The following is an 11,335-nucleotide window of genomic DNA, read 5'->3' as shown; positions in this document are numbered from 1 at the left end:
AAAATACGGGTGGGGCGGGGTGGTCAGGAGGGGCCTGCGCGGAGGCATCCTGGACGGCATGAGCGATCTCGACGGCGACTCCGGCGGCCTCGTACGCGACCTCCGCGCGGCCGTGCGCGGTGCGGTGGATCCCTCCGTCACCGCGCGGGCCCTGCACACGATGGACGCCTCCAACTACCGCCGCGTCCCCGACGTGGTGCTCGCCCCGCGCGACGCCGACGACGTGACGGCGGCGCTCGCGGTCTGCCGGGAGCGGGGGGTGCCCGTCGTGGCGCGCGGCGCGGGCACCTCGATCGCCGGGCAGGCCACGGGAGTCGGCGTCGTCCTCGACTTCACCCGGCACATGCGCCGCATCGTCTCCCTGGACCCCGAGGAGCGCACGGCGGTGGTCCAGCCGGGCGTCGTCCTCGACGACCTGCGCGCCGCCGCGGCCCCGCACGGCCTCACCTTCGGCCCCGACCCCTCCACCCACAGCCGCTGCACGCTCGGCGGCATGATCGGCAACAACTCGTGCGGCTCGCACTCGGTGGCCTGGGGCACGACGGCGGACAACGTCCGTCAGCTGTCGGTCGTCGGCGGTCAGGGGGAGGCCCTCCGCCTCGGCCGGGGCTGGGACGGCGCCCCCGAAGGGCTGCGCCCGCTGGTGGACGGCCACTTGGCGCTCCTGCGCACCGGCTACCCCGACCTGCCGCGCCGCATCTCCGGCTACGCCCTGGACGCGCTGCTCCCGGAGCGCGGCGTCGACCTGGCCCGCGCCTTCTGCGGCTCGGAGGGCACGCTCGGCGTCCTCACCGAAGCGACCGTACGGCTCGTGGAGGCGCCCCGCGCACGGGCGCTCGCCGTCCTCGGGTACGCGGACGAGAGCGCCGCGGCCCAGGCCGCCGCGGGCCTGCTCCCGCACGGCCCGCTGACGGTCGAGGGCATGGCCGCCGACCTGGTGGGCGACACCGCGGGGCTGCCCAGGGGCGGCGCCTGGCTCTTCGTGGAGACCGGCGGCACGAGCCCGGCCGAGGCCCGCGCGCGGGCCGAGTCGATCGTGCGGGCGGCCGACGTGACGGACGCGGTGGTCGTCGACGACCCGGCGGGGCAGCGGGCGCTGTGGCGCGTGCGCGAGGACGCGAGCGGCACGGCCACGCGGATGCCGGACGAGGGGGGTACCTCCCTGTCCGAGCGAAGGCGAGGACTTGGGGGAGAGGCCTGGCCCGGCTGGGAGGACTGCGCGGTACCACCCACCCGACTCGGCGACTACCTGCGGGACTTCAGGAAGCTGCTCGGCGAACACGGCCTGCGCGGCACTCCGTACGGACACTTCGGGGACGGCTGCATCCACGTACGCATCGACTTCGACCTCCTCAGCCGTGAAGGTGTCGCGGGATTCCGCAGGTTCTCCGAGGACCTCGCCGGACTCGTCGTCGCCCACGGCGGGTCGCTCTCGGGCGAGCACGGCGACGGGCAGGCCCGCGCGGAGCTCCTGCCGAGGATGTACGGGTCCGAACTCGTCCGCCTCTTCGAGCGCGTGAAGGACGTGTGGGACCCGGCGGGCCTGCTCAACCCGGGCATGCTGGTGCGCCCCGCGCCCCTCGACGCCGACCTGCGCTTCGACCCGCTGCCGCGCGAGCCGGTCGACGTCGCCTTCGGCTATCCGCACGACGGCGGCGACTTCTCGGCGGCGGTCAGGCGGTGCGTCGGCGTCGCCAAGTGCCGTACGTCGTCGTCGACTTCCCCCACCGGCGTGATGTGTCCCTCCTACCGCGTCACGGGCGAGGAGGAGCACTCCACGCGCGGCCGCGCCCGCCTCCTGCACGAGATGCTCGCGGGCGAGGTGGTGACCGACGGCTGGCGCTCGACGGAGGTCAAGGACGCCCTCGACCTCTGCCTCTCCTGCAAGGGCTGCCGCTCGGACTGCCCGGTCGGCGTCGACATGGCCACGTACAAGGCGGAGTTCCTCCACCACCACTACGAGGGACGCCGCAGGCCCGCCGCCCACTACACGATGGGGTGGCTGCCGCGCTGGCTGCGGGCCGTCGCGGCGACCCGCACGGCCCGGATCGTCAACACCCTGGCCCGGGTGGGTCCGTTGGCGGCGCTCGGCAAGCGGCTCGGCGGGATCGCGCCGGAGCGCGCGGTGCCCGAAGTGGCGCCGCGGACGCTGCGGCAGTGGTGGCGGAGCAGGCCGCGGACCGGCGCCCGCCCCGACGTCGCGCTGTGGCCCGACACCTTCACCGACCACCTCTCGCCGTCGGTGGGGCGGGCCGCGGTTCGGGTCCTGGAGGACGCGGGGCTCACCGTCGGGCTGCCGCCGCGCGGCGTGTGCTGCGGTCTGACGTACGTCTCCACGGGCCAGCTCGACCGGGCCCGTGCCGTCCTGCGCGCCACCCTGGACCGGCTCGGCCCGCTCCTGGACGCCGGGGTGCCGGTCGTCGTCCTGGAGCCGAGCTGCGCCGCCGCGCTCAGGACCGACCTGGTCGAGCTGCTCGGCGACGACCCGCGCGCCCACCGCCTCGCCGCGGCCGTCCGCACCTTCGCCCAGGCCCTGGAGGAACTGGCCCCGCGGTGGCAGCCGCCTCGCGTCGACCGCCCCGCGGTCGGCCAGACCCACTGCCACCAGCACGCGGTCCTCGGCGACGCCGCGGAGCGCCGGCTGCGCGAGCGGGCCGGGCTCGGCGGCGAGTTGAGCGGCGGCTGCTGCGGACTCGCGGGGAACTTCGGCTTCGAGCGGGGCCACTACGACGTGTCGGCGGCCTGCGCCGAGGAGCAGTTGCTGCCCGCGGTGCGGGACGCCGCGGAGGGTGCGGTCGTCCTCGCCGACGGGTTCTCCTGCCGGACCCAGCTGGGGCAGTTGGCGGGGGTGCGCGGAAGGCACCTGGCAGAGGTCCTTGCGGAGGAGCTTCCTGGGCCGAAGAGGTGAAGCCCCAACACCTCTGCCGAGCTGGGCCGTTGCGGATGTCGACAGCGTGATGCGAGTGCCGGAGCGGCACTCCGGGGCGTGACCGTCGCACCCTGCGGAGCACGCTGTCGGAAGGACTGACCAAGCATGAAGATGGCCAAGGCTGCTGCGGGTGTCGTCGGAGTCGCGCTGGCGCTCGGGGCTGCCTCGCCCGCCCTCGCCGCTCCGTCGCCGAGCGAGGACAACCAGCTTGTGGACTCGAACACCGTGTCCAAGAACGAGGTCAAGAACCCGCTCAAGGACATCAACATCAAGGTGATCGCCGACGCGGTCGCGAAGGCCGCGGACAAGCTGGCCACGAAGAACGACCTCGCCAGCAAGACCAACGCCCTGCAGGGTGCGAAGGTCGGCCGCTAGTCGGCGGATTCGCGGCACAGACGGTTTCGGGCCGTCGGCACCCCCGGCCCCGGGGTGCCGACGGCCCGTTCCGTCGGTCGAATCGGGACGAAAGTCCCGACCGGAAAGGACCTTTGCGGGTAGGTCCCGTTGTCCGGTTCAGGCAGGATCGGGATGGTTCATGATCATCTGTCGAGGCGTCAGTTGACGTACGCCCGTGAGAAGTCTGGTTGTGCCCGTGCCGGAAGAGCCGAAGGAACCCGAGGATCGGAAGGGCCCTGAAGGGCCCGCGGAACCGGCCGCGTCGGGGGACGGCACCGGCCCCCGCGCACTGGTCGTGCGCAACCGCCACGACTCCATACCGATGGACCTGCTCTTCCGCGGCGACACGGCAGAGCTGCCGAAGCCCTCGAAGCCGTCGGCACTCTCGAAGCCGTCGGCGCCCTCGGAGTCGTCGACGCCCAGGAAGTCGGCGTCGCCCACCGCGGCGCAGCGGACCAAGAAGCCGCGGTTCGCCGGGGAGGAAGAGGCGCCGACCCCCGAAGGGCGACGGCAGCCGCTCTCCCCGCCCCGCCCCGACCGCGACCTCGTCGAACGGTCCGGACCCGCCTGCTCCGGCTGGTGGGCCCTGCTCGTGGCGCTGCTCTCCCTCGCGGGCGCCGCCTGCCTCGTCTGGTCCGGCGGCCTGCTGCCCGGGCGGATCACGGAGTTCCTGCACCTGCCCGAGCGGCCGGACCACGGGCTCGACGCCTGGCGGTGGGCGGCCGTCGGCGGCTGCGGGGTCGTCGCCCTCTTCGCGCTCGGCGGGCTCACCCGCGGGCGGGTCGGCAGCGCGTGGACCCTGTCGCTGTTCGGGCGGTACCGGGGCAGCGTACGGCGCACCGGCCTCGTGTGGATCAGCCCGCTGATGCTGCGCAGGCGCGTGGACGTGCGGCTGCGGCACTGGCGCAGCGAACCGATGTCCGTCGTCGACGCGCAGGGCGTCGAGCTGCGGGTGGTCGTCCTGGTGGTGTGGCAGGTCAAGGACGCGGCGCGCGCGCTGTTCACGGTCGACGACCACACCGCGTACCTGAGGGAGCAGGTGGAGGCGGTGACCGCGCGTGTGGTCTCCCGGCTGCCCGCCGACTCCTTCCGCGAACCCGCCGACGACGCGCCGACCCTGCGGGACGCCGAGGCGGTGGGCGACGCGCTCTCCAGGACGCTCGCCGCGGAGTGCAGGGCCGTCGGCATCGAGGTCTTCTCGGCCAGGCCCACGCGCGTGGAGTACGCGCCGGAGGTGGCGGCCGCGATGCAGCGCCGCCAGATCGCCGCCATCGACGCCAAGCACCGGGACAGCGTGCTGACGTCGGTGCTCGACGCCGTGGACGACACCGTCCGCAGGCTCACCGAACGGGGGCTCGTCACACTCGACGACTACGAACGGAAGGCCCTGGTCAAGGACTTGACGGTGGCTTTCTACACGGCGCGGGGGAACGCCGTCGACACCCACTGAGCCGCACCGAACGAGAGGCCCTCACGTGCAGACACCCCGATTCACCGAAGAGATACCCGCCGACTGCGCCTGCGGGCACTGCGCGGCGGCGCCGGCCGCGGCCGGCGGGGAGCGGCGCGGGTGCGGCACCGTGCGCGGGGCCGTGGTCGCGGCCGTCGGCGCCGCCGTGCTGGTGGGCACGGCGGCCGGGACCGCGTCGGCCGAGCCCGCGCCGAGCCGCGCGGGCTGGGACGGCTCCAAGTACTGGTACAAGGACGCGACCGGCTGGTGGCGGTGGACGTCGCACTACGACAAGTACGTGGCGCGCTCCGGGAAGGGGGCCGCGACCTCACCGGGGAAGGCCGCGGCCGCCACCGGACGCCGGGCCTCGTCCGGTGAGCCCGTCTTCCGCGGCCGCGGGGGCTGGGACGCCACTGACCGCGTGTACTGGTACCGGAAGGCGGGGCACTGGTACTGGACCAGCCACAAGGACAAGTACGAGCGGTATACGGGCCGCTCCGCGGGCTCGTCGTCCACCGCGTCGCGGGGCACGGGCGGCGCGGGCGGGAGCCGGGGCTCCGGTCCGGGTTCCGGTACGGGTACGCCCAGCAGGCACGGCACCGAGGCCGCCATTCAGTACGCGATGGCGCACCTCGGCGACCCCTATGTGTGGGGCGGCAACGGACCGCACGGCTGGGACTGCTCGGGCCTGGTGATGGCGGCCTACCGGCAGGCGGGCATCGGCCTGCCGCGCGTCGCCGACGCGCAGTACCGCGCCACGCAGCCCATCTCGCGCGGCCGGCTGCGCCGGGGGGACCTGGTGTTCTGGAGCGGCAACGGCAGCTCGTCCGGCATCCACCACGTGGCGATCTACCTGGGCGGCGGCCAGTACTTGGAGGCCCCGCGGCCCGGGAAGAGTGTCCGGATCTCGTCCTTCAGCTGGTACAACCCGAACATGTACGGCCGGGTGAGGTAGCGCGCCGCGGGATTCCGCCGGGCAGTGGTTCGTGATCTGCGGGTTCTCGGGAATGTGGACAGGAGCAAAGAGGGTCCACAATCCTGACCTGGTGCACTACCTTGGACGGTGAAGTCCAGGGAACTGGACTCCGGGCAGTCGGGAATCGCACCAGGGAAGGCTCGTCCCGTGAACGTCACGCGCAGCGATCAGGCCACATCGACGGCGCCCTCGGAGGCGGCCCCCGCAACCGCCTCCGAGGCGGCTCCGGCGCAGCCCGCGGCCGTCGGTGGACCGCGTGGTCCGCACGGTCTCCGCGGTCGCGTCGGCGCCCTCGGTCCCGTCGGGCTCGTCCTCGCGGGCGGGATCTCCGTGCAGTTCGGCGGCGCGGTCGCGGTGACCGTGATGCCGCGGGTCGGTCCGGTGGGCATCGTGGCGCTGCGGCTCTTCTTCGCCGCGCTCGTGCTGTGCGTCGTGTGCCGGCCGAAGGTGCGGGGGCACTCGCGCGCCGACTGGGGCACGGTCGTCGCCTTCGGCGTGGCCATGGCCGGGATGAACGGCCTCTTCTACCAGTCCCTGGACCGCATCCCCATGGGCCCGGCCGTCACCCTCGAAGTCCTCGGCCCGCTCGCGCTCTCCGTCATCGCCTCGCGCCGCGCGGTGAACGTGGTCTGGGCGGCCCTCGCGCTCGGCGGCGTCTTCCTGCTCGGCGGCGGGGGCGGGCTCGACGGCCTCGACCCGGTCGGCGTCGCCCACGCCCTCGGCGCCGGCGCGATGTGGGCGGCGTACATCGTCTTCAGCGCGCGCACCGGGCGGCGCTTCCCGCAGGCCGACGGGCTCGCCCTCGCGATGGTGGTCGCCGCGGTGCTCTTCCTGCCGCTCGGGATCGTCGACGCCGGGTCGAGGATGCTCCAGCCGGGCACGGTGGCGCTGGGCGCGGCCGTCGCGGTGATGTCGTCTGTGCTGCCGTACACCCTCGAACTCCTCGCGCTGCGGCGGCTGCCGGCGCACACCTTCGCCATCCTGATGAGCCTGGAACCGGCCATCGCGTCCATCGCGGGCTTCCTCGTCCTCAGCCAGGCCCTGTCCGCGGCGGAGGCCCTGGCCATCGCCCTGGTCATCGCGGCGAGCATGGGCGCGGTGCGGACGCAGGTGGGGCGGGGGAAGGCGGGGCGCGCGGTCGCCGGAGCGGGGGCTGGGGCGGGGGCGGGCGGCGAATCCGGTGCGGGGTCGGGCGCGGGGTCGGGTGCGGGGCCGGTTGCCGGGTAGGCGCCGAAGCCCGGCGCGGAGGCGGCGGAAAGTAATGCAAGCACGCTTGCTTGTTTCTGTGCGCGCTGCCATGCTCCCAGCACCGCCGTGCCCCGAGGGGAGCGTTCCGTGTCCGATGCCCTGCCCGTGCTCGACGACCTGCGCAGCGAGAGCGAGGAACTCGACCGTCTGGTGAGGGAGTTGAGCCAGGAGCGGTGGTCCCTCGCGACGCCCGCGCCCGGCTGGACGATCGCCCACCAGATCGCCCATCTCGCCTGGACCGACCGGGCCGCCCTGCTCGCCGCCACCGACCCGGAGGCCTTCGCCGCGGAGGCCGAGAAGGCGGCCGCGGCCCCCGACACGTTCGTGGACGAGGGTGCCGAGGAGGGCGCCGCGCTGCCGCACGCCGAGCTGCTCGGCCGCTGGCGGGACGGGCGTGAGCGGCTGTGGCAGGCCCTGGCCGAAGCCCCCGCCGGTACCCGCCTGCCCTGGTACGGGCCGCCGATGGCCGTGCCCTCCATGGCGACCGCGCGGCTCATGGAGACATGGGCGCACGGCCAGGACGTGGCGGACGCGCTCGGCGTGACCAGGGCCCCCACCGACCGGCTGCGGCACGTGGCGCGGATCGGGGTGCGGGCGCGTGACTTCGCCTTCGCCGTGCGGGGGTTGGGCGCGCCCGGCGAGGAGTTCCGCGTCGAGCTCACCTCGCCCGTGACGGGGGAGGTGTGGGCGTACGGCCCCGAGGGCGCCGCCCAGCGCGTGACCGGGCCCGGCCTCGACTTCTGCCTGCTCGTCACGCGCCGCGCCCACCGGTCCGACCTGGCGGTACGCGCCGAGGGCCCCGACGCCGACCGCTGGCTGGACATCGCCCAGGCCTTCGCGGGCCCGCCGGGCACGGGGCGGGCCCCGAAGGGAGGCGTCGAGTGATGATGCCGCTCTCGCTGCCCTTATGGATCGGTGGCGCGTCTGGTTTCGGTGGCGTCGGCTTCGCGGTGGTGTGTGAGCCGGTTGCCGCGGGGCGGGGGCGCTGTCGTGGGCGTGTCCCGAAGGGAGGCGTCCGATGAGTGCGGCGCCCCTGCGCATCGGCAACGCCTCCGGCTTCTACGGCGACCGTTTCGACGCCATGCGCGAGATGCTCACCGGCGGCCCCCTCGACGTCCTCACCGGCGACTACCTCGCCGAGCTGACCATGCTCATCCTCGGCCGCGACCGCCTCAAGGACCCCGCGCGCGGGTACGCCAAGACCTTCCTGCGGCAGTTGGAGGAGTGCCTCGGGACCGCCCGGGAGCGCGGCGTGAAGATCGTCGCCAATGCCGGCGGGCTCAACCCCGCCGGACTCGCCGACGCCGTACGGGAGTTGGCGGAGCGGCTCGGGCTCGGTGTGCGGGTCGCGCATGTCGAGGGCGACGACCTCGGCGGGCGTTTCCCCGGCGCCCTCACCGCCAACGCCTACCTCGGCGGCGCCGGAATCGCCGCGTGCCTGGAGGCGGGGGCCTACGTCGTCGTGACCGGTCGCGTGACCGACGCCGCCCTGGTCACCGGGCCCGCCGCCGCCCACTTCGGGTGGGGCCCCGACGCGTACGACAGGCTCGCGGGCGCCGTCGTCGCCGGGCACGTCCTGGAGTGCGGCACCCAGGCGACCGGCGGGAACTACGCCTTCTTTGCCGAGCGCCAGGACTTCTCAACCGCCCTGCGTCGACCCGGCTTCCCCCTCGCCGAGATGCACGAGGACGGGTCCGCGGTCATCACCAAACACCCCGGCACCGGCGGCCTCGTCGACATCGGCACGGTCACCGCGCAGCTCCTCTACGAGACGCAGGGCGCCCGGTACGCGGGCCCCGACGTCACCGCCCGGCTCGACACGGTCGCCCTCACCCAGGAGGGCCCCGACCGCGTACGGATCGACGGCGTGCGCGGCGAGGCGCCGCCCCCGGAGCTCAAGGCGGGCCTCAACCGCCTCGGCGGCTTCCGCAACGAGGTCGTCTTCGTGCTCACCGGCCTCGACATCGACGCCAAGGCCGCCCTCGTCCGCGCCCAGCTGGAGGACGCCCTCGACCGCGCCAAGTCCCGCCCCGCCGAGGTGCGGTGGGACTTGGCCCGCACCGACCGCGCGGACGCCGCCACCGAGGAGACCGCCAGCGCCCTGCTCCGCCTCGTCGTGCGCGACACCGACGCCGACGCGGTCGGCCGCGCCCTGAGCGGCGCCGCGATCGAGCTCGCCCTCGGCAGTTACCCCGGCTTCCACGTGACGGCACCGCCCGGCAAGGGGGCGCCGTACGGGGTCTTCGAGGCCGCCTATGTGGACCGGGCCGACGTGGCGCACGTGGCCGTGCTGCCGGACGGGGAGCGGCGCCCCGTCCCCTCCGGCGCCGACACCCGCGTACTCGAAGACCTGGAAGCCCCGCCGCTGCCCGCGCCCCTGCCCCCGGGCCCCACCCGCCGCGCCCCCCTCGGCCTCGTCGCCGGGGCCCGCAGCGGCGACAAGGGCGGCGACGCGAACATCGGCGTGTGGGTGCGCACCGACGACGCCTGGCGGTGGCTCGCCCACGAGCTGACCGTCGAGCGCCTGCGTGAACTGCTGCCGGAGACGGCTGAGTTGAACGTCGTACGCCATGACCTGCCGAACCTGCGCGCCCTGAACTTCGTCGTCGAGGGGCTGCTCGGCGAGGGCGTGGCCGCACAGGCCCGCTTCGACCCGCAGGCCAAGGGCCTCGGGGAGTGGCTGCGCGCCCGCCACCTGGACATACCGGAGGTACTGCTGTGACCGTCCTCGCCTCCGCGCTCGACCCCGAGAGCGCCGAGTACGCCGAGCACCGCGAGGCCATGCTCACCAAGCTCGCCGAGCTCGACGCCGAGCAGGCCAAGGCCCTCGAAGGGGGAGGGGAGAAGTATGTCCAACGGCACCACAAGCGCGGCAAGTTGCTCGCCCGTGAACGCATCGAGCTGCTCCTCGACCCGGACACGCCCTTCCTGGAGCTGTCGCCGCTGGCCGCCTGGGGCAGCGACTACCCCGTCGGCGCCTCCATGGTCACCGGCATCGGCGTCGTCGAGGGCGTGGAGTGCCTGATCACCGCCAACGACCCGACGGTGCGCGGCGGCGCCTCCAACCCCTGGACGCTGAAGAAGGCCTTCCGCGCGCACGAGATCGGGCACGCCAACCGGCTGCCCTCCATCCACCTCGTGGAGTCCGGGGGCGCCGACCTCCCGTCCCAGAAGGAGATCTTCATCCCGGGCGGCGCCCTCTTCAAGCACCTCACGCAGTCCTCGGCCGCGGGGATCCCGACGGTCGCGGTGGTCTTCGGGAACTCGACCGCGGGCGGCGCGTACGTGCCCGGCATGAGCGACCACGTGATCATGGTCAAGGAGCGCGCGAAGGTCTTCCTCGGCGGGCCGCCCCTGGTGAAGATGGCGACCGGCGAGGAGAGCGACGACGAGTCGCTGGGCGGCGCCGAGATGCACGCCCGTACCTCCGGCCTCGCCGACTACCTCGCCGAGGACGAGCGCGACGCGCTCCGCCAGGCCCGCCGCGTCGTCTCCCGCCTCAACTGGCGCAAGGAGTACGCCGATCCGGACCCGGCGTCCGTCGCGCCACCCAAGTACGACGAGGACGAGCTGCTCGGCATCGTCCCCGGCGACCTGAAGAAGCCCTTCGACCCGCGCGAGGTGATCGCCCGCATCGTCGACGGCTCCGACTTCGACGAGTTCAAGCCGCTGTACGGGAGTTCGCTCGTCACCGGCTGGGCCGCCCTGCACGGCTACCCCGTCGGCATCCTCGCCAACGCCCAGGGCGTGCTCTTCAGCGAGGAGTCCCAGAAGGCCGCGCAGTTCATCCAGTTGGCGAACCAGCGGGACATCCCGCTCCTGTTCCTGCACAACACCACCGGCTACATGGTCGGCAAGGAGTACGAACAGGGCGGCATCATCAAGCACGGCGCGATGATGATCAACGCGGTGTCGAACTCGAAGGTGCCGCACCTGTCCGTCCTCATGGGGGCGAGCTACGGCGCCGGGCACTACGGCATGTGCGGGCGCGCCTACGACCCCCGCTTCCTCTTCGCCTGGCCGAGCGCCAAGTCCGCGGTCATGGGCCCGCAGCAGCTCGCCGGCGTCCTGTCGATCGTGGCGCGCGCCTCCGCGCAGGCCAAGGGTCAGCCGTACGACGACGAGGCGGACGCCGGGCTGCGCGCCATGGTGGAGCAGCAGATCGAGTCCGAGTCCCTGCCGATGTTCCTGTCGGGGCGGCTGTACGACGACGGGGTCATCGACCCGCGCGACACCCGCACCGTCCTCGGCCTGTGCCTGTCCGCGATCCACACGGCCCCCTACGAGGGCGCGCGCGGCGGCTTCGGCGTCTTCCGGATGTGAGGACCTTCCCATG

Annotated in this window: 8 protein-coding genes; all 8 read left to right on the top strand. The window is 74.0% G+C overall.

Translation table 11 applies throughout. The features are described from left to right. Positions 1–58 precede the first annotated feature (58 nt). The 8 genes from ACZ4D5_RS34370 (at position 59) to ACZ4D5_RS34335 (ending at position 11,322) form a co-directional block, all read left to right on the top strand. Entirely contained in the window at positions 59–2,908 is a 2,850-nt protein-coding gene (locus ACZ4D5_RS34370; RefSeq protein ID WP_467776407.1) for an FAD-binding and (Fe-S)-binding domain-containing protein, read from the top strand. A 126-nt stretch (positions 2,909–3,034) separates the two neighbouring features. Further along, a complete protein-coding gene (locus ACZ4D5_RS34365; protein ID WP_467776406.1) occupies positions 3,035–3,304 on the top strand; it encodes a hypothetical protein in 270 nt (89 codons plus the stop codon). Between the two features lie 217 nt (positions 3,305–3,521). Then, positions 3,522–4,775: an SPFH domain-containing protein gene (locus ACZ4D5_RS34360; protein WP_467776405.1), complete on the top strand. Its 1,254-nt coding sequence runs from the start codon at positions 3,522–3,524 to the stop codon at positions 4,773–4,775. Positions 4,776–4,800: 25 nt separating this feature from the next. Next, positions 4,801–5,730, top strand: a complete 930-nt coding sequence (locus tag ACZ4D5_RS34355) for a C40 family peptidase (RefSeq protein WP_467776404.1) — start codon at positions 4,801–4,803, stop codon at positions 5,728–5,730. A gap of 168 nt (positions 5,731–5,898) precedes the next feature. Next, positions 5,899–6,978: an EamA family transporter gene (locus tag ACZ4D5_RS34350; RefSeq protein WP_467776403.1), complete on the top strand. Its 1,080-nt coding sequence runs from the start codon at positions 5,899–5,901 to the stop codon at positions 6,976–6,978. Positions 6,979–7,086: 108 nt separating this feature from the next. Then, positions 7,087–7,884: a TIGR03084 family metal-binding protein gene (locus tag ACZ4D5_RS34345; protein ID WP_467776402.1), complete on the top strand. Its 798-nt coding sequence runs from the start codon at positions 7,087–7,089 to the stop codon at positions 7,882–7,884. 133 nt (positions 7,885–8,017) lie between these two features. Beyond that, complete coding sequence (locus tag ACZ4D5_RS34340) at positions 8,018–9,721, top strand: acyclic terpene utilization AtuA family protein (RefSeq protein WP_467776401.1); 1,704 nt, start codon at positions 8,018–8,020, stop codon at positions 9,719–9,721. After that, positions 9,718–11,322 (top strand): acyl-CoA carboxylase subunit beta, encoded by a 1,605-nt coding sequence (locus ACZ4D5_RS34335; protein WP_467776400.1) that lies wholly within the window; start codon positions 9,718–9,720, stop codon positions 11,320–11,322. The genes ACZ4D5_RS34340 and ACZ4D5_RS34335 overlap by 4 nt, the downstream gene beginning before the upstream one ends. The last annotated feature ends 13 nt before the right edge of the window (positions 11,323–11,335 follow it).

The organism is Streptomyces sp. NPDC025651, assembly GCF_055558735.1.
Note: the sequence above shows the minus strand (reverse complement) of the source record. Positions and strands in the feature narration are given on the sequence as shown.

What these genes read in the sequence shown, in the direction of transcription:
- ACZ4D5_RS34370 (WP_467776407.1), top strand. Translation starts at nt 59, where the DNA reads ATGAGCGATCTCGACGGCGACTCCGGCGGCCTCGTACGCGACCTCCGC.
- ACZ4D5_RS34340 (WP_467776401.1), top strand. Translation starts at nt 8,018, where the DNA reads ATGAGTGCGGCGCCCCTGCGCATCGGCAACGCCTCCGGCTTCTACGGC.
- ACZ4D5_RS34365 (WP_467776406.1), top strand. Translation starts at nt 3,035, where the DNA reads ATGAAGATGGCCAAGGCTGCTGCGGGTGTCGTCGGAGTCGCGCTGGCG.